This is a genomic window from Streptomyces marianii, assembly GCF_005795905.1.
In the GTDB taxonomy this organism is placed as follows: Bacteria; Actinomycetota; Actinomycetes; order Streptomycetales; family Streptomycetaceae; genus Streptomyces; species Streptomyces marianii.
Genome location: NZ_VAWE01000001.1, coordinates 7,837,467 through 7,855,823 on the forward strand (window position 1 = coordinate 7,837,467; position 18,357 = coordinate 7,855,823).

The following is an 18,357-nucleotide window of genomic DNA, read 5'->3' on the forward strand; positions in this document are numbered from 1 at the left end:
GACGGTCCCGCCGGCCCCGTCCAGGACGGGGCCGCGGCTCGAGAGCCGGCTCGGAGCCCGGGGCGAACGCGGCTCCGAGCCCATTCCCATCGTGCCCGTTCCGGGGGCGTCGGGCGGGGGCCGGTCGGTTCCGGCCGGGGGCCGTTCAGCCCTGCCCGGCGGGGGTGGCCCCGGAGCAGGCTGGAACCGCGTTCCCCCAGGGCCGCAACCGCTCGGGGCGGGATCCGGACGTACGCCGCACGATCGCTCGGAGTCCCGGACCGCTCGTCCCGTGACGCGCACTTCGAGGAGGGTGCTCGCCGTGACCGACGCGACCACCACCGACCTGTACGAGGTCACCATGGCCATGTCCTACCTTCGTGAAGGCATGGACCGGCCCGCGACGTTCAGCCTGTTCGTCCGGGACCTGCCACCTGAGCGGGGCTTTCTCGTCGCCGCCGGCCTCGAACCCTCCCTGGACTATCTCGCCCGCCTCCGGGTGGGGCCGCAGGACGTACGGGACTTCGCCGCGACGCTCCACCGTCCGGCCGAGGACCTGGAAGGGCTGCTCGGCATGGAGTTCCTCGGCGACGTGCGTGCGGTGCCCGAGGGCCGGCTGGTGTTCGCCGGCGAGCCGCTGATGGAGGTCACCGCGCCGTTGCCGCAGGCCCAGTTCGTGGAGACCTACCTGCTGGCACAGATCTGCCATCAGACCGTCGTCGCCTCGAAGGCCGCGCGCTGTGTCATCGCCGCCGCCGGACGACCGGTCGTGGACTTCTCCCTGCGGCGGACGCACGGTCCGCAGGCGGGGTTCCAGGCCGCACGCGTCGCCGCGATGGTCGGTTTCGCAGGCACCAGCAATGTGGCCGCCGCGGCGGAACTCGGGATACCGGGATCCGGGACCATGGCCCACTCCTACGTCGAGGCCTTCCCCAGTGAGGAGGAGGCGTTCAGAGCCTTCGCCCGCGCGCACCCCGGGCCGGTGACCTTCCTCGTCGACACCTACGACACCGACCTCGGTGTCAGGACGGCGGCCCGGGTGCTGGCCGACATCCGAAGGGGACCGGGGTGCGCCGTCCGCCTGGACAGCGGGGACCTGGGGGCCCTGGCCCACCGGGCACGGGGGATTCTCGACCGGGCAGGGCTGCCCGACGTCCGCATCGTCGCCAGTGGCGGTCTCGACGAGTACGCGGTCGGCGCACTGGTGCGCAGCGGTGCGCCGATCGACGTGTACGCGGTGGGCACCAAGGTGGGGACCGCCGCGGACGCACCGTATCTGGACGCGGCCTACAAACTCGTCGAGTACGCCGGGCGGCCGGTCATGAAACTGTCCTCGGCGAAGGCCACCGCGCCCTCCCCCAAGCAGGTGTTCCGCGGGCCGGGCTGCCGGGACGTCGTGGGGCTGGCGGGCGAGGAGCCACCGGACGGTGGGGAGCCCCTGCTGCACACCGTCATGCGGGGCGGCCGGAGAACCGGTCCACCGGACACGCTGGCGGCGGCCCGGGCGCGCTTCGCGGCCGACCTGTCGTCCCTGCCCGAGGCAGCACGCCGTATCCGTGGCGCGCAGCCTCCGCCACGTCCCGTCGTCTCGCCACGCCTGGCCGCCCTGACCGCCAGGACGCGGAACGGGATCGAGGAGGCCGTCAGGCGGACGCTCGCTCGGAAGGGTTGACTCCCGTCCGCGGTCCGGGCCTGCTGACCCCGCACGGGGCCGTTCGACTCCCGGGGCAGCCCGCGTGCGGTCGCATCGTGGTGTCGGGAGGACACCCCGCGACGCGGTGAGGAGGCTGGTCCTGCGTGGGCGGGCGCCGGCGCCGCGGGCGACGGTGCGGCGGGCGACGCCGCGGTGCGGCGGTCCTCCGGATCCCGCCGTCGTCCCGGGCGGCGCTCGTCGCCGTGCCGCCCCGCACCGCGTCACCGCCAGTGTCGGGAACCGCCGACGGGCGCCACCGCCCCACTGCCGAACGGGCACAGCGCCGAACAGGCACAGCGGTCGCCGTCCGGTCCTCCCGTCCGCCGTGTCCCGACTGTTCGCCGGTGATGCCGGATCCGCCGGACCGAGACCCTCCGAGTCAGCCGTCCGCTGCGACGATCCTGCGTCCGGTGACGCGGGACGGCGTGAGCTCGACCCACAGGTCGCGCTGCCCGCCGGCCCATGGTGAGGACGGGGCCAGTTCCGTCAGCCGGCGGACCGCAGCCTCCTCGGTGACGGCGCGCGCCGTCCCCACGGCCAGGACGCTCCACCCCCGGCTGAAGGCGTCGTCGATACGGTCCACCTCGAAGGCGACCTCGCTTCCCGCGGCGAAGGCGGGCACCTTCCCCAGCGCGGTACGGAAGGCGATGTCGGTACCGTCGACCACGTAGTTCACCGGCACCACCGCCGGCCCCTCCGGCGTGAGCACTCCGATCCGCCCGACACCATGGCCGGACAACAGGGACCGGCACTCCGTCTCGTCGAGCTCGGCCAGTCCCGCGTCCCGCTGGGCCGCGCCCAGCCCGGGCGGCTGGTCCACCGTCCCCCCGGCCAGATCGGCCACCGTCGTCTCCAGGGCGGCGGCGATCTGCTGCAACGTGGCCGTGTCGGGCGCCGCGGGCCGCTCCTCCAGGTACTGGACATAGGTGGCGGCCGCCCCGCTTCGCGCCGCCACCTCCTCCCGGGTCAGTCCCAGTTGCTCGCGCCGGGCGGCGAGTCGGCGGCCCATGTCGGTAAGCGGGTGCGGCGACTGTCCGGCGGTGGAACCGTGTGCGGACGTGCTGGACATCGCGGGTCCGCCTCCCCTCGTCGGCATCGGGGTCATGGCCCGCACCGGGCTTCCCCGGCACGGCATCCGGTGCGACGCCGGCGCGGTGGCACGTCGTCGCACGCTCCGGGTCCTCCACCGTCAGGGTGTCCCGCACCGAGCACGGGGCGCTTGGGCCGGACGGCCCCGAGGCGGCCCCTGTCGGCCCATCCCGGAGGCCGCCGGCCCGTGGAAGGGTGGCACCAGGCACTACCGCCCCCTGTCGTCAGCAGGCTCTGTGAGGCGCACCATGAGGTTCTCCGCCCCGCACTCCGTCGAAGACGTGATGACGAAGAACGTCGTCGCGGTCGCCCCTCACGCGCGGTTCAAGGACATCGTGGCCGCCATGGGGCGGTGGAGCGTGACCGCCGTCCCGGTTGTCGACGACGAAAGGCGCGTGGTCGGCGTCGTGTCCGAAGCCGACCTGCTCCGGAAGGAGGAGGTCCGCGGCACCGATCCGTCCCGCGTGGACCAACTGCCCCGCCCGGACGCCGAAAGTTCCGGAGCCGTGCGGGCCGAGGACCTCATGAGCGCTCCGCCGGTCACGGTCCGGGCCGGCGCCACCCTGCCCCACGCGGCTCGCCTCATGGCCCGGCAGCATGTGAAGCGCCTGCCCGTCGTGGACGCGCACGGCGTTCTGAAGGGCATCGTCAGCCGGGCGGACCTCCTCAGGGTGTTCCTCCGCTCCGACGACGACATCGCGGCGGAAGTCCAGGATCTCGTCGACCGCCTCTTCGCGGACTCCCGTCCCGGGGTACGGGTCGACGTGGAGGACGGGGTCGTCACGCTCGGCGGAACGGTCGGCGACAGCAGCCTCGTCGCCGTCGTCGGCCGACTGGCCGGGTCCGTGGAGGGGGTCGTCGACGTCCGCTGCGAGTTCGCCCGTCCCACGCCCGCGGGCGCGGCAGACGACCGCTGACGTTCGAGCGCGCGCCAGTGCGGCGCGGGGGAATGTGCCACACAGCCCCAGGCGTCGCGCGGCGTGCGCCGCACCGGGCCGACAGCGACGGTGCTCGCTGCTCTCGACACGGCCTCCTCCTCGCCCCTCGCGGTGGCGCGTTCAGGGGTGCCGGTCGCGGTGGGCGGGTCCGTTGACCGAGGCCGAAGAGCGGTGTGACTCGCCCACCTTCAGCGTGCCCCGTCCTCACCCTCCTGGACGTCGGTCTCCGGGTGCTCGATCACGACCGGGCATGTGGCGTGGATGGCGCACCGATGGTGGGCCGAGCCCGGCAGCGCCCGGCGGGAGGTGCCCCGGCCGCGGCTTCCCACCCCGGGTGTACGGCTGTTGCGCTGTGGGGCCCGCCCGCTATTCCGCCGGGAAGAAGGTGATCAAAGTGGCCGTGTCGTCCGGCGCGACGACCCGCACGGCGGTTTCCGGAATGTCCTCCGTGGCGATGTCGATCTCCTTCGGGTGAGCCACCATGTGGCGCAGCACCACCGGATAGCGCGGCGTCCTCCCGCCGACGGCGACGATCACCACATCGTCCTTGGGGTCGTAGGAGAGGTCGGCGAACGGCATGCGCTCCGCCTCGTACTGGTGCCCGACGGAGGCGTCCAGCAGTTCGACGGTGACGAGTCTTCCGTCGTGGTCGGCCGTGACGCCGTCGAGAGCGCCCTGCCACTGGCTGCGCTCGAGGGTCGAGGTTCGGGTCATCGTCAGCCTCCTCTGCGCTGCGGGACACCGGTGGGGCTCAGGCGGCTGCCGGCCTGTGGGCACGGAGCCGGCAGGCGACGGCCCCGCGATCGCCGCGGCCCGGCCGTGCGGTGGTTGCCACCCGGATGCTCGGGCCTTCCTTCTCATCATGCGCCCGTGGAACCCTCCACGCCCGGTTGGGCCGTCCCTGCAAGCCGCCGGGACACCTCGACCGGGGCCGCCGTGCGTTCCCCGGCGCGGCGCGGCAGGCGCTCAGCCGGCCGTGACGCCCTCCGATACGGCCGCCCTGCCCGCTTCCAGACGTGCGATCGGTACGCGGAACGGCGAGCAGGAAACGTAGTCGAGCCCCACCTCGTGGAAGAAGTGCACCGATGCCGGATCGCCTCCGTGTTCTCCACACACACCGAGCTCCAACTCGGGGCGCACCGCGCGGCCCTCGGTGACCGCGATCCGTACCAGCCGGCCCACGCCCTCGCGGTCGACGGTCTCGAACGGCGACGCCGGGAACACGCCCTTCTGCAGGTAGGCGGAGAAGAAGGCGGCCTCCACGTCGTCGCGTGAGAAGCCCCAGGTCGTCTGGGTGAGATCGTTCGTGCCGAACGAGAAGAAAGCGGCCTCCCGGGCGATCCGGCCCGCGGTGAGAGCCGCCCTCGGCAGCTCGATCATCGTGCCGACCGGGCAGGCGACGACCACGCCCGCCTCCTCGGAGACGGCGGCCAGGACCCGTTCGGCCTCCTCTCTGACGAGGCGCAGCTCCTCCACCGTGTCCACCAGCGGAACCATGATCTCGGCGCGCGGGGTCCCGCCTGCCCGCAGCCGTTCCACGACCGCCTCGGCGATCGCGCGCACCTGCATGGCGAACAGCCCGGGAACGACCAGTCCCAGCCTGACGCCCCGCAGCCCGAGCATCGGATTCCTCTCGTGCATACGGGAAACGGCCGCGAGCAGCGCCGAGTCGTGCTCATCGGGCGGATCCCCGACCGCGTCCCTCCGGGCGACGCGGACGGCCAGATCCGTGCGGTCGGGCAGGAACTCGTGCAGTGGCGGGTCCAGCAGCCTGATGGTCACCGGCAGTTCGTCCATCGCCTCCAGAATGCCGGTGAAGTCCGCACGCTGCAGGGGCAGGAGCGCGGCGAGCGCGGCATCCCGTTCCGCGTCGCCCTCCGCGAGGATCATGTCCTCGACGAGCCGGCGCCGGTCCCCCAGGAACATGTGCTCGGTGCGGCAGAGCCCGATTCCCTCGGCCCCGAAGCGGCGCGCCCGGGCCGCGTCCTGCGGGGTGTCCGCGTTCGCCCGCACCTCCAGGCGCCGTGCCGCGTCGGCCTGCTGCATGAGCCGGTGCACGTGGCGTACAAGGTCCTGCGCGGCGGCGTCCGGGGGCGCACCGCTGTCGAAGTACCGCACGACCTGGGACTCGACCAGGGGTACGGCTCCGAGGCGGACGCTCCCCTCGGAGCCGTCCACGGAGACGACCGAACCCTCGCCGACGGTCAGGCCGTCGACGACGAGGCAGCGTGCGCGGACGTCCACGATCATGTCCTCCGCCCCGCAGACGCACACCTTCCCCATGCCCCGCGCGACCACCGCCGCGTGGCTCGTCTTCCCGCCGCGAGTGGTGAGAACGGCTTCCGCGGCGATCATGCCGGGCAGGTCGTCGGCGGTGGTCTCGTTCCGGACGAGTACCACCTTCTCCCCGGCGTCCGCCCTGCGCACGGCCTCGGCCGAGTCGAAGACGACCGCTCCCACGGCCGCTCCCGGGGAGGCGGGGACGCCCCGGGCGACCACGTCGGCCGTGCCGGCGGCGTCGAAGCGCGGGAACATGAGGCGGGTGAGCTGCTCACCGTCGACGCGGGACAGAGCCTGACGGTGCGTGATCAGACCCTCGTCGGCCATGTCCGAGGCGATGGTGAAGGCCGCCCGGGCGGTGCGTTTGCCGACGCGTGTCTGAAGCATCCAGAGCCTGCCCCGTTCGATCGTGAACTCGACGTCGCACAGGTCGTGGTAGTGGCTCTCCAGCCGGGCCAGGTACTCCTGAAGCCGCCCGAACGACGTCGGGTCCAGAGCGGCCAGCTCCTGGAGGGGCACCGCGTTGCGCACCCCGGAGACGACGTCCTCGCCCTGGGCGCTCGGAAGGTAGTCGCCGTACACCCCCGTGCGACCCGTGGCCGGGTCCCGGGTGAAGGCCACACCGCTCCCCGAGTCCCGGCCCAGGTTGCCGAAGACCATGGTCTGAACGGTCACCGCGGTCCCCAGATCGTCCGGGATGCGCTCGCGGCGCCGGTACAGCCTCGCGCGCTCCCCGTTCCAGGAGGCGAACACGGCCAGGACGGCCTGCCGCAGCTGTTCGGCGGGCGACTGGGGGAACTCGAGGCCCGACCGCTCGGCGATCAGGTCCTTGAACGACTCGACGGTCCTGATGAGGTCGCAGACGTCCAGGCGGCTGTCGTCGGGGACGTGGTGCTGTTCCTCGATGCGCGTGAGTGTCTCCTCGAAGAGCGAGTTGTCCAAGCCCATCACCGTGCCGCCGAACATCTGCACCAGCCGCCGGTAGGAGTCCCAGGCGAATCGCTCCCTCTCGGACGACTTGGCCAGCCCGAGCACCGAGTAGTCGTTGAGTCCGATGTCGAGGATGGTCTCCATCATTCCGGGCATCGAGACCCGGGCTCCGGACCTGACCGAGAGGAGCAGTGGGTCGTCCGCCTGACCGAGCCGCTTTCCGGCGGCCCGCTCCAGGGCGGACACGTGCTCGGCGATCTGGCGCTCCAGTTCGGGCGGCGGTTCGCCGCTCGACAGGAAGACCCGGCAGGCCTCGGTGGTGATGGTGAACCCTCTCGGCACGGGCAGGCCCAGGCGGGTCATCTCCGCGAGGTTCGCGCCCTTGTTCCCGAGCAGCTCGGCCATGCCGCGGCCGCCCCGGGCGAAGTCGTACACGTAGTCGGTCATGGCTGCTTCCGCGGCGACGTGCCGGCCCCCTCTGCGGGCCGGCGCCTACTCGTCCCACTGTCACCGAGCGCGTTCGCGAGACAGAAGGGGCCATACGTCCCTGTATGGGGACGTTCGGGCCGTCGGACCCGCAGGGACCGGTCGTTCCGCCGACCCGGGGCGTTCGACGGTCGTCCCGTCCCCGGGAACGTCACGGGCCGGGTGCCGCTCCTCAGGCACGAGCCAGGGGCGAGCGGTCGAGGAGGAGGATGCCCGTCACCGCCACGGCCGCTCCCAGCATCTGCACGGCCAGCGCCGGAGGAGACTGCGCGAGCCGTTCGCCGAAGACGGCGATGCCGATCAGTACGGCGCCGACCGGTTCGAGGGTGTCGATGATCGGCAGGCTGATGGCCAGGGAGCCCGCCTGGTACGCGCTCTGCGACATGGTCAGGCCCAGAACTCCGATGACGATCAGCGAGTAGGGCTCCCACGCGAGGAACGCGCCCGCGCCCTGGGTCTGGAACCTGTCGGCCGTGCTCTTGGTCAGGCTGTCGAGGAGAGCGAACAGCAGCGCCGCGCAGACGGCGAACAACGCGGTCCTCGTGCTGCCGCGCCGCCGCAGGCCGGCGGGGGCCAGCAGCGCCACGGCGCCGCCGACGGCGGCGAGCACGGGCACCCAGTCGGCGACGTCCGGAACCGTCCCGTGGGCGGGCGGCGGAAGGACCGTCAGGAACATGGCCACACCGCCCGCCGTGCACACGATTCCCGCGGCCTCCGGACGCGTCAGGGAGATGCCGCGTCGCCAGGCGAGGAACGGCAGGGCGAAGACGAGGTCCGTCGCGGCGAGCGGCTGGACCAGGACCAGAGGGCCGGCGGCCAGGGCCAGGCCGAGCAGTGCGTACGAGGCGACGACGAGTCCCATCCCGGTCAGCCATTTCGGGCGGCGGGCCAGCTCGAGCAGCAGCCGGAGCCGGAGGGAGTCCGACGCGGGTGCCTCGCGCGCCGCCTGCTGCTGAAGTACCGATCCGACACCGAAGCTCAGGGCGGACAGCAGAGCGGCCGCCACCGCGACGGCGAGGTTCATGACGCCAGCATTCCGGTGCGGAGATACGAGGAAGGGGCCGACACGCACGGCATGCCCGCCGGAAGCGGCGGCGGCAGCCTCCGAACGCTCAGTGGAAGGGCTGAACGGCCCGGGCGCCTCGCTCCGCGCAAGGAGACAATGGGAGAGCGGGGGAGACCCTCCGGACGAGGGAGTCGGCCATGACCGATCGCGAGAGCCCCGCCGCCGGTGTCGAAGCGCGCCGTGCGGTACCCGGAAGAGCGAGCCGGATCGACGAACCCCTGCGGGAGGACATGCTGCTCCGGTACATCGGCGCGATGGCGGCGGCGTCCGCCCGGCACGAGGAGCCCCGCAGTCCGGCGGGCGGCGGGGCCCCGGCCCGGCCCGCGCACACGGCCCACCGGGCACGGTCGGCGTCCGATGTGGAAGCCGAACCGCTGCTGGTCCGAGACGTCATGGAGGTCGCTGTCGCGTCCGTGCCGGGGGACTCCGCGTTCATGGCCATCGCTCGAGCACTCACCGACGCCGGAGTGGGATCGCTGCCCGTGACGGATCCGGAGGGCCGGGTGATGGGTGTGGTGTCGGAATCGGACCTGCTGGCCAAGGCGGCGGTCGAGGCGACCGGTCACCGGCCCGGCGTGGCGGGTTCCCTCGCTCGCCGGCGCCTGAACGAGAGTGCCCGCGCGGAAACGGCGGAGGACCTGATGACCGCTCCTGCCATCACGGTCTTCCCCGAGTCCACCGTCGCCGAGGCGGCGTGGCTGGCAGCGCTCTCCCGGCTGAAGAGGATGCCTGTCACGGACGAAGGCGGGCACCTCGTCGGTGTCGTGCGCAGGAACGCCCTTCTGGCGTCTCTCGTGAGGGACGACGAGGGCATCCGTGAAGAGATCGTGTCCAGGATTCTCGTGGAGGAGTTCCCCGGTGCCGGGAGCGCGGTCGAGATCACCGTCCGCAACGGGACGGTGAACGTGTGGGGGCGGATGGAACGGGCCGACGCGCGGCGGTTCCTCGAACGGATCGAAGGTCTTGCCGACGTCGCCGAAGTCGTCGATCACCTGGTGGCGGCCTGAGAACCGCGCGACGGGTCGTGGCGGCTGCCGAGGACGGTCCGTCCTGGGCCGACCGGCCCCAGGGTGGGGACGGTTGTCCCTACGAGCGACGGCGGGACATCGCCAAGGTGGAGGCAACGGCACAACACCCGCAGGTATCGCCTTCTCCCGGACGATCCACGAGGGAGGCCCGTCATGACGGACGAACGCTCCGTGCCCGGTTCGCACGGGGTGGCTGGGGACACCCTGTGGAGGCATCTGGTGTGCGCTGCCGGCAGGGACACGAGACCGCTGGTCCGCCCTGCGGACCGGGCCCGCAGCCGCTTGGTGCTGGAAGACGCCTTCGCCGTGCTGGTGGCGCTCGTCCTGGCGGTGGCGGCCACCTGGGCCACATGGACCGGCGAGCACCGTCGGGTGCTCGACGAGGAGCGGCAGCAGGTGAGTGCGACCACGGTGACCGGCGCGGTGGCGGGCGCGCGGGACACCCGGTCCGGCGTGTCGGGCGGCGCGTCGGCCGAGGCGACCTGGAGCCGGCCGGGGAGCGGAGCGCACCACGGTGTCGTCGAGGTGCCGCGCGGTACGGAGGCCGGGAGCGTGATCCGGATCTGGGTCGACGAACACGGGCGGCCGACCCCGAGACCCCCTACGGACGCGGACATGGCGTTCGCCTCGGCGCTGGCGGGAATCTCGGTGTTCGCCGTGGTCGCGGGCGCCGCCGTGGCGGTGACCGGTCTTCGGGGCCGTCGGCTCGAGCGCCGGACCCTGGACGCGTGGGAGGCCGAGTGGGGGGATGTCGAACCACGCTGGTCCGGTCGCCGGGGAGGGTGAGCGAACAGGACGGAGCGGGTTGCCGGACCCGGCCTGTGCCGCAGCGCTTGGGTCGCGGGCGCGCGCGGAGGAGCGCACGAGCCTCTACACCTGCCGGAGCCCGAACTCTTGGGTCGCGGGCGCGCGCGGAGGAGCGGGTCACCGCGCTCTGAGCGCCGCCGATCGGTCGTGGGGCGCGGCCGCGCACGGAGGAGCGACGTCGGCACGGTGTACGGCGTGCACCGGCGCCTCACGTCCACCCGCCCGTGGAGTCAACTGCCCACGGTCGATGGCGAGGAGGGCTGCCAGCCGCGGCCGGGCGCCGGAATCGACTGCGTCACCGTGCCAGTGCCCAGCTTCCGCGCATGGGCCCGTCGCCGCTGGGCCCTCCTCGCCGCCCATCATTGCACAGTGCAAGGGAGAGCTCCAGGTGCGGGGCGGCCGGGAGTACGTGCTGTCCGGGCCGGCTCGGCCGGAGCAGCCGTCGCCTGACGCGGCGCCGGTATCCGCTGGGCTGTCGGAGGAGTGCAGCCGGAACCCGCCGCGCATGGTCCGGCGGCCTCGCGCGGCGGGTGGGGCGGTTTCCGGTCTACTCGGGCGGTTTCCGGTCTACTTAGGGGTGACGGACTTCTCCACGTCGGCGAAGGTCGCACTGTCGACCAGGCCGGTGTCCTCCAGGACCTCGAGGTGGTCCAGCACGGTCTGGTTGGCCTGCCGCGCGTGGCGGCGGATGAGGTCGTTCTGGGTGGCGGCCCGGACCTCGCCGATGGTGGCGAAGATCTTTCCGTGCGAGGCGCGCAGCAGGTTCGCGAACAGGCGGTCGAACTCGGCTCCCCGGGCGTTCTCCATCTGCTTGACCCAGCCCTGCTGTTCGGCCGTGGCCTCGTCGGGAATCGCAACGCCAAGGATCTTGGCGTCCTCGCGTACCAGCTGGTCGAGCTTGCTGTGGCCGTCCATGAGGTGCAGGCCGGCGCGCTTGACCGCTTCGCTGGAGGCGTTCGTCTGGGCCAGCCGGCCGGCCGGGATCTCCCACAGGCCGGCCTGCCGCACCTTGACCAGGAACGTCTTGTCCACCTCGGTCACCGGCTGGGGTTCGGTCGGTCCGGACTGGGCGTCCTCCGCCGCCTCGTTCTGCGCGTCCGCTCCGTGGGCGGCGCCGGACGACTGACCGTATCCCGCGGTGCCGGACTGCCCGTAGCCGTTCTGTGCCGCGGCCCCCGCGGGGGTCGGCGAGGCCGAGGCCTCCTCATCACCTCCCCGCGTGATGAACAGCACGGTGGCGATGACCGCGCAGACGGCCACGATCACCGCGATGGTCCTGGGGACGGTGGATTCGGCGGCGCGTCGGTTGGAACGCATGATGCCTCCCGGTCGGCATGGGTACTTGCTCGTTCATGTCGCCCGGAAGCTGTTGTACGGCGGCTGGCACGGCACGCAGACAGCAGTACGGGCCCGACCGCCGCAGCGTTCACCCGAGGGCGGGAATCCTTTCGAACGGCCGTGTCCCGGCCCTCACCAGGCTGCCCGGTCCGCCGTCGGATTCGTGGTCGTCACCGCATGGGAACCGCGGCCGCTGACGCATCCCGGACGGAGGGGCGGACGGGCGGGTGCGCCGGGTGTCCGCAGGCGTACTGACCGCGCTGGGCGGTCCGGCTCGCAACAGCACCACGGCCCGCATGAGTTGACGAGGCAACCCGCCGCCCCGCGCGGACACGCGACCCGGGATCCCGAGAACGCCGCTCCTGCCGACGGGAGGCCTCGCGTCGATCCGGCGACCGGCGATCCGACCGTGGTAGTCGAGTCGCATGGATTCCACCGAAGGCCCGGCTGACGCATCCCTGCCCCGACGCTTCGGCCGACGGATTCGTGAGTCCGTCATGGGCGGGCCGGGGGAGCGGGACGGCGGCGACCTGGAGTTGATGAACCGCTCCCTGGGATTCGCCGCGATGGGCTTCCTCACCCTGGTGCCGCTGATGATCGTACTCGCGGCGGCGGCCCCGGCTCAGGCAGCCGGTTTCGCGCACTGGCTCAGCAGGGCCCTGAGCGCATCGACGGCGGCTCAGCACGAGATCCAGCAGATGTTCGCCCCTCCGCGACACGTCCTGCGAGCGACGACGAGCTTCAGCCTGGCCGCTCTCGCGATTTTCGGCGTCACGTTCGGGGCGGCGGTTCAGACCGGCTACGAGAAGGCATGGGGGCTGGAACCGGCTCGAAGCGGCGGCTCGTACGCCGGCATGCTGGCACGGCACGTAGTGTGGCTGTGTCTGGTCGTGGGGTACGTGCTGGTGCTCACCAACACGCCACTGCGGAGGCAGAGCGTCATCACGACGCCGCAGGGGACGGCCGGCGCCGTTCTCGTCACGCTGATGCTCCTGTGGGCTTCGCAGAAGGTCCTCCTCGGCCGCCGGGTCGGGTGGAGAGCCCTCCTGCCGGGCGCCCTCGCAACCACCGTCGGCCTGCTCGGCCTCCGTCTCTTCTCCCGCCTCGTCTTCTCCCCCCTGATCGTGACGAGCGCCGTCGCATACGGCCCCGTCGGGACGATGCTGGTCGTCCAGTCCTGGTTCGTCGGCGTGGGTTTCATCCTCTACGGAGGAGCGCTCGTGGGCAGGATTCTCCACGAAGAGGCATGGCCGGGGCCGCGGCGTCGGCACGGCTGACCGGCGGCCGCTGCAGCCGTTCGCGCAGCACCGGGCCGGGCGCCCCTCGCACTCGGCCGGGCCGCACGGCACGCTCGGCGGTCCCTCGTCCGTGACCGCCCCGGTTCCGCGGCGCACCGCCCCGCGGGGAACGAAAGCCCCTCCGGACGAGCAGCGTCCGCCCGCGATCCGCGCGCCCTCGCACCGTCGACCTGCGCGCTTGGCCGCCGCATTCCGGGTAGGCGCCGTACATGGGCGAGTGGCGACCCTTGAGTCGTGTCCAGGGCTACCTGCCGATCGCCGATCACGGACTCGTCGGTGACGGCCGTACCTGCGCCCTGGTCGGCCGGGACGGCGCGGTGACTTTCATGTGCGTCCCGCGCTTCGACTCGGTGCCCCTCTTCGCATCCCTGCTCGACCACCGGAGAGGGGGAGAACTGCTGATCGCGCCCGCGCGGGTGACCGAGAGCCGCCAGCGATACGTGTCCGGCACCGGTGTGCTCATCACGGAGATGCGCGGTCCGGAGGGGGCGGTCGAGATCACCGACGCGTTCCCACTCGCGCCGGACGCGCGTCTGGAGGAGGACGCGAGGGCCGGTCGTGAGGAACTTCTGCGACATGTGCGCGTGACGCACGGCAGCGTCGAGCTCTGCTTCCGCCTCAGCCCTCGCCGGGGCGACGAGGTCGGCCCGGACGGGCGGGTATGGGTCCTCCGCGGTCCGGGCCGGCCCGCCGTGTACGTCCGGCTCTCCCGGCCCGTACCCGGTACGGACAGCACGATCACCCTCGGGCCGGGGGAAGACCTGACCGTCTCCCTGACCTGGGGCGCCGGGGCCCGCCACGGCGCCGGGAGCCTCGACCGGCCTTCCGCGTGCCTGGAAGCCACCGCACGGGTCTGGAGGCGGTGGGCCGCTCACGTGGTGCGGGACGTGCCCCGCCCTGATCTGGTGCTCCGCTCCGCGATCACCCTCAAGCTGTTGGACCATGTGGAGAACGGGGCGCTCATCGCCGCCCCCACGTCCTCCCTTCCGGAACGCGTTCACGGCACTCGGAACTGGGACTACCGGTACGCGTGGATCCGGGACACCGCCTACGCGGTCTTCGCCCTCCGGCGCATCGGACTGCCCACGGAGGCCGAAGGCTTCCTGAGCTGGGCCCTGACCGCCTCCCACGAGAGCGGGCGTCCTCTCGTCCTCTACGACCTGGACGGACACGCCCCGCCCCATGAGGTCGAGGACGCGGCACTGGAGGGCTACCGCGGATCCGCTCCGGTGCGCTGGGGAAACGCCGCGGCGCGCCAGGTGCAGCACGACGTGTACGGCGAGATCCTCGACTGCGCGTTCCAGCGGGCCGCGACGGGGGGTGTGCTCGACCCCGGTCTGTGGCGACAGCTCGAACGCCTCGCCGAGGAGGCCCGCACCGCGTGGAACCGCCCGGACCACGGCATCTGGGAGGTACGCACACACGGTCGGCCGTTCACGTACTCGGCCGCCATGTGCCAGGTGGCCCTCGACCGGGCGGCACGCCTGTCCCGCATGCTGCGACTGCCCGGTGACGCGGAGGGCTGGAACCGGGATGCCGGGCGTCTCGCGGCCCGGATCCTCGACGAGGCCTGGGACGACGAGGCAGGAGCCCTCACCGAGCACCTGGGCGGCGGCGGCCTGGATGCTTCCCTGCTCGCCCTTCCGCTCAGACGGGTCGTACCCGCCGACCACCCCCGCATGGTCGCCACCACCCGGGCGGTGGCGGACCGCCTCGACGCGGGTGGCGGTCTGCTCTACCGCTACCTGCCCACGGCCTCACCGGACGGCATCGACGAACCCGAAGGAGCCTTTCTCCTGTGCAGCTTCTGGATGGCGGACAACCTGGCCGGACAGGGGCGCATCGACGAGGCGACGGAACTCTTCGAACGGCTCTGCTCCTACGCCGGCCCCCTGGGGCTCCTGCCCGAGCAGGTCGACCCGTCCGACGGTTCGTTCCTCGGCAACTTCCCGCAAGCGATCAGCCATGTCGGCCTGCTGGCCACGGCCGTCGTACTCGCCCGTGCCCAGCGCGGGGTACGCCCCGACCTGTCCACGCGGACGTGGTCGCGCAAGTGACGGTGCCTCACCGGGGCAGGGGCCGTCTCGGGCGGTCACCCGTGCGCCGGCCTCACACGCTGCCAGGGCCGGACCGACGGCGGCGGCCCGGCAGGGACCGGGCAACCTGCGGGCTACGGAGGCGGGTCGACGACCCGGACCCGGGAAGCGGTACCCGGAACGGGACCGGTGAAGCGGTACTCGGCGACGGCCGGAGCGTCCGGGGGGCCTGGCCGCAGTGGTCGAGGGCGGCCGTGTCGCGTGGACTCCCCGGCGGGGGAGCCCGGCTCCGGGCCTCCTCCTGCTCGCTCGGGAGGAGTCGGAGAGCACGTCCGGAGCCGGGCGCGGCGGGCTCTTTCCGAGCGTCACAGCTGGATGTCCCGCCGCGCCTCACGGGCGGGTCTCCGCGCCTCGGGGAGAGCTGCCGACCAAGAGAATTGCATGATGCAAAGGATCGATCCACCCGCCGCGCGCTCGGAGGGTGGATCGATTTGCGGCCTGCTCTGCCGGGGCGCGGCCTCCCGGCTCCTCGAGCGGGGTGTGCCGGGCCCAACGGGCCGCAGCGGGTGAGCGCACGTCCCTACCGCGCCGTCATCGGGCAGTCGGATCGTCCGCCTGCCTCCGGCTCGTCGCGGCTCGTGGACCATGGCAGGCGGGGGCGCACTCCAGCCGGACGAACGGGATCAGTTCCCCTGCACGGCGGTACCCGGCCGCCGTCCCGTCGGTGGGAAGGCCCAGATAGGCGCACAGTCGAGCAGCCGTACGGGGATGGTCCTCGGCGTAGCGGGCCATGACCGTGGCACCGTCCTCCGCGGACAGGAACCGGGCGTTCACCGCGTGGTAGCGCCTGCCGACCTGGACGGTGGCCTGCGGGGTGCGCCGGAGGTTCCGGTACCACTGGGCCGAAGGGCCGTAGCCGGACGCCACGGTCCAGGAGCGGGGTGCCCGGGTGTGGTCCACGACCTCGAGGACCACGGTGCGCGAGGCGCCGCTCAGCCTTCCCGTGTGGATGAGGAGAAGGAGCCTCCTGCCGAACAGGGGGCCGAGCCCGATCCTGAAGAGGTGTACGGGGAGCCGGGCGGCCAGCCGCTTCCAGCCGGTCGGCGGCGCAGGTCGCTGTGGTGGGGGGTTCGAATGGTCCACGAGGCACCCTCCGGTTCCGGCTGCCGCCCTTGCAGCCGTCAGCTGTCGGTTGTGTAACGAGACTCTCCCGAAATGCTTCGGGAGGGTAAGTTTTGCATAGGCTAAATCAAGCGGCGGTCCGTGGTGGTGCCGGACGCCCGCTCGCAGCCGATCGCACCGCCTCACACACCGCGGGGTCAGCCATGCCCGACGTGACACCGCAGCGCTCATGGGTGCTGTCCGTCCTCCCGTACGGCGTGATGGCCGTCGTCACCGTCGTCGATGTGACGGCGGGCCCCTCGGTCGGCTTCCTCCCCCTCGTCTCCCTGGGCCCCGCCTTCGCCGGACTGGCCGGCGGCTGGCGACGCACGGCCCTCATCGGCGGTCTGGCGACGCTCCTGTGCCTCGGGCTCGGGCTCTACGACGGTCTGTTCACCGGCCGCCGGGGCTGGACGGCCCTGGCGTCGGTGGCGGGCGTGACCGTGGCGGGTCTGGTCGCGGCGGTGATGCGGCAACGGCGGGAAGCCGAACTGGCCAGCGTCCGCTCGATCGCGGAAGTGGCGCAGCGCGTGCTGTTGAGGCCGGTGCCGCGCAGTGCCGGGCATCTGCGCGTGGCGGTCTCCTACACTTCGGCCGTCGCCGAGGCGCGCATCGGCGGCGATCTGTACGAGGTGGTGGCGTCACCCGCTGGCGTGCGTGTGATCGTGGGGGATGTCCAGGGCAAAGGGCTGGAGGCGGTCGAGACGGCGGCCCTGGTCCTGGGCGCCTTCCGGGAAGCCGCCCACGACGAGGCGGACCTGGCCGGCGTCGGCGCCCGGCTGGAGCGGGTGGCGGACAGGGAACTCCAAGGTGAGAAGTTCGTGACGGCCGTGCTGGCGGAAGTCGGGAACGACGGGACGGTGACCCTGCTGAACTACGGGCACCCCGCACCCATGATCGTGAGGCCGGACGGACGGGTACGCTTCGCCGAGCCGCCCCTCCCCGCTCTGCCGCTCGGCCTCGGGATACACGCGGGCCACCGGCCCGAGTCCCACTCGGAGCGCTTCACGCCGGGGGACCAGATGCTGCTGTACACGGACGGCGTCTCGGAGGCACGCGACGGAGCGGGGCGCTTCTATCCCCTGGAGGACCGGGGCGGACTCCTGAAGGACCCCGACTCCGAGTCCGCTCTCCAGGCTCTGCGCGCCGATCTGGTCCTGCACGCCGCAGGGCCGCTCCACGACGACGCCGCCATGCTGCTGATCCGTCACCACGACGCCGATGTGAGCGGCCGGAGACCGTCGATCACCGGGTGAGCTCCGGCACGAGGGCCACAGGGGGTAGAAAGGGGCCATGACCGACAGAGGGCAAGTTCCGCACGTCGATGACGTCGACGCGGTGACGCGTGCGGTACTCACGGCGTCCAGGCTGCTCGTGGCCGTATCGGCCCATTCCCTGGCGGCGGTCGAGGACCGGGTGACGCTGCCCCAGTTCCGCCTGCTGGTGGTGTTGTCCATGCACGGGCCGGCGAAGCTCGTGGTGCTCGCCGAGCGTCTCGGGGTCAATCCCTCGACGGCGATGCGCATGATCGACCGGCTGATCGCGGCCGGTCTCGCGGACCGACGGACGAACCCGGCCAACCGCCGGGAGACGGTGCTGCGGCTCACGGCGGAGGGCGGGGCGCTCGTCGAGGACGTCACGAGCAGACGCCGTAGGGAGATCGAGAGGATCGTGCTGCGGATGGCCCCCGCGCAGCGAGCTGCGCTGATCGACGCGCTCACCGACTTCAACGAGGCGGGCGGTGAGCCGACGGTGCCGTCCGCGGACAGTGCGCTGTACCCGCTGGGCTGGGCGGACCACTAGGGCGTTTTTCGAAAGTCCCGTCTGGGCGGGGGCCTCTGGCGCGCACCCTCGCGGCGTTGTCGGTCGTCGGCGCAGCCCGCTGCGCTCTCCTCCCTGCGCCTTGCGATCTTCCCCTCGGCCCGGAGGGCCTGGGGAGACCCCACCCCCTCGGCCGGAGGGCCTGGGGAGACCCCACCCCCTCGGCCGGAGGGCCTGGGGAGACCCCACCCCCTCGGCCGGAGGGCCTGGGGAGACTCCATGCACCAGAGGCCCCCGCCCTGGGGCGGACGAGGCTACCTTCGAAACACGCCCTAGCTCAGGGCTGTCCCGCAGTTCCCGGGGGACCAGCGCGCGGCGTCGGATGCGGTGCATCGCGAGGCGGAGCGCCGTCCTCGTACCGGGTGTATTCGGATGCTTGGACAACGCGGCGAGGCGCCGTGGCCGTC

Annotated in this window: 14 protein-coding genes; 8 read left to right on the forward strand and 6 right to left on the reverse strand. The window is 72.6% G+C overall.

Going from position 1 to position 18,357, the window contains the following annotated elements:
- The first annotated feature begins 301 nt into the window (after positions 1 to 301).
- The gene (locus FEF34_RS35375) at positions 302 to 1,651 is read left to right on the forward strand and encodes a nicotinate phosphoribosyltransferase (protein WP_138056807.1); all 1,350 of its coding nucleotides are present in this window, start codon (positions 302 to 304) and stop codon (positions 1,649 to 1,651) included.
- 400 nt (positions 1,652 to 2,051) lie between these two features.
- On the opposite strand, the gene FEF34_RS35380 is transcribed toward FEF34_RS35375, so the two are convergent.
- A complete protein-coding gene (locus FEF34_RS35380; protein ID WP_138056808.1) occupies positions 2,052 to 2,741 on the reverse strand; it encodes a helix-turn-helix domain-containing protein in 690 nt (229 codons plus the stop codon).
- Positions 2,742 to 3,009: 268 nt separating this feature from the next.
- On the opposite strand from FEF34_RS35380, the gene FEF34_RS35385 reads away from it, so the two are divergent.
- Positions 3,010 to 3,678 (forward strand): CBS domain-containing protein, encoded by a 669-nt coding sequence (locus FEF34_RS35385; RefSeq protein WP_138056809.1) that lies wholly within the window; start codon positions 3,010 to 3,012, stop codon positions 3,676 to 3,678.
- Positions 3,679 to 4,065: 387 nt separating this feature from the next.
- Here the strand turns inward: FEF34_RS35385 and FEF34_RS35390 are convergent, their stop codons facing one another.
- The 3 genes from FEF34_RS35390 to FEF34_RS35400 form a co-directional block, all read right to left on the reverse strand.
- Entirely contained in the window at positions 4,066 to 4,413 is a 348-nt protein-coding gene (locus tag FEF34_RS35390; RefSeq protein ID WP_138056810.1) for a DUF5335 family protein, read from the reverse strand.
- 252 nt (positions 4,414 to 4,665) lie between these two features.
- Positions 4,666 to 7,356 carry a pyruvate, phosphate dikinase gene (gene ppdK, locus FEF34_RS35395; protein ID WP_138056811.1) on the reverse strand — a complete coding sequence of 897 codons (2,691 nt, stop codon included), beginning with the start codon at positions 7,354 to 7,356 and terminating at the stop codon, positions 4,666 to 4,668.
- Between the two features lie 211 nt (positions 7,357 to 7,567).
- Positions 7,568 to 8,419: a DMT family transporter gene (locus FEF34_RS35400; protein WP_138056812.1), complete on the reverse strand. Its 852-nt coding sequence runs from the start codon at positions 8,417 to 8,419 to the stop codon at positions 7,568 to 7,570.
- A gap of 179 nt (positions 8,420 to 8,598) precedes the next feature.
- On the opposite strand from FEF34_RS35400, the gene FEF34_RS35405 reads away from it, so the two are divergent.
- Together FEF34_RS35405 and FEF34_RS35410 are read left to right on the forward strand one after the other, a co-directional pair.
- Complete coding sequence (locus FEF34_RS35405) at positions 8,599 to 9,468, forward strand: CBS domain-containing protein (RefSeq protein WP_138056813.1); 870 nt, start codon at positions 8,599 to 8,601, stop codon at positions 9,466 to 9,468.
- Positions 9,469 to 9,642: 174 nt separating this feature from the next.
- Positions 9,643 to 10,275 (forward strand): Rv1733c family protein, encoded by a 633-nt coding sequence (locus FEF34_RS35410; RefSeq protein WP_138056814.1) that lies wholly within the window; start codon positions 9,643 to 9,645, stop codon positions 10,273 to 10,275.
- A 588-nt stretch (positions 10,276 to 10,863) separates the two neighbouring features.
- On the opposite strand, the gene FEF34_RS35415 is transcribed toward FEF34_RS35410, so the two are convergent.
- Positions 10,864 to 11,613 carry a DUF4142 domain-containing protein gene (locus tag FEF34_RS35415; protein WP_171053216.1) on the reverse strand — a complete coding sequence of 250 codons (750 nt, stop codon included), beginning with the start codon at positions 11,611 to 11,613 and terminating at the stop codon, positions 10,864 to 10,866.
- Between the two features lie 446 nt (positions 11,614 to 12,059).
- Between FEF34_RS35415 and FEF34_RS35420 the strand changes: the two genes are divergently transcribed.
- Both FEF34_RS35420 and FEF34_RS35425 read left to right on the forward strand, forming a co-directional pair.
- Entirely contained in the window at positions 12,060 to 12,911 is an 852-nt protein-coding gene (locus FEF34_RS35420; RefSeq protein ID WP_138056815.1) for a YhjD/YihY/BrkB family envelope integrity protein, read from the forward strand.
- A 230-nt stretch (positions 12,912 to 13,141) separates the two neighbouring features.
- A complete protein-coding gene (locus tag FEF34_RS35425) occupies positions 13,142 to 14,989 on the forward strand; it encodes a glycoside hydrolase family 15 protein (protein WP_138056816.1) in 1,848 nt (615 codons plus the stop codon).
- Between the two features lie 570 nt (positions 14,990 to 15,559).
- Here FEF34_RS35425 and FEF34_RS35430 read toward each other — a convergent pair.
- Positions 15,560 to 16,111: a nitroreductase family deazaflavin-dependent oxidoreductase gene (locus FEF34_RS35430; protein WP_234042680.1), complete on the reverse strand. Its 552-nt coding sequence runs from the start codon at positions 16,109 to 16,111 to the stop codon at positions 15,560 to 15,562.
- Positions 16,112 to 16,293: 182 nt separating this feature from the next.
- Between FEF34_RS35430 and FEF34_RS35435 the strand changes: the two genes are divergently transcribed.
- Positions 16,294 to 17,385, forward strand: coding sequence for a PP2C family protein-serine/threonine phosphatase (locus FEF34_RS35435; protein ID WP_138056818.1), 1,092 nt, complete (start codon positions 16,294 to 16,296; stop codon positions 17,383 to 17,385).
- A 37-nt stretch (positions 17,386 to 17,422) separates the two neighbouring features.
- Entirely contained in the window at positions 17,423 to 17,932 is a 510-nt protein-coding gene (locus FEF34_RS35440) for a MarR family winged helix-turn-helix transcriptional regulator (protein WP_138056819.1), read from the forward strand.
- The last annotated feature ends 425 nt before the right edge of the window (positions 17,933 to 18,357 follow it).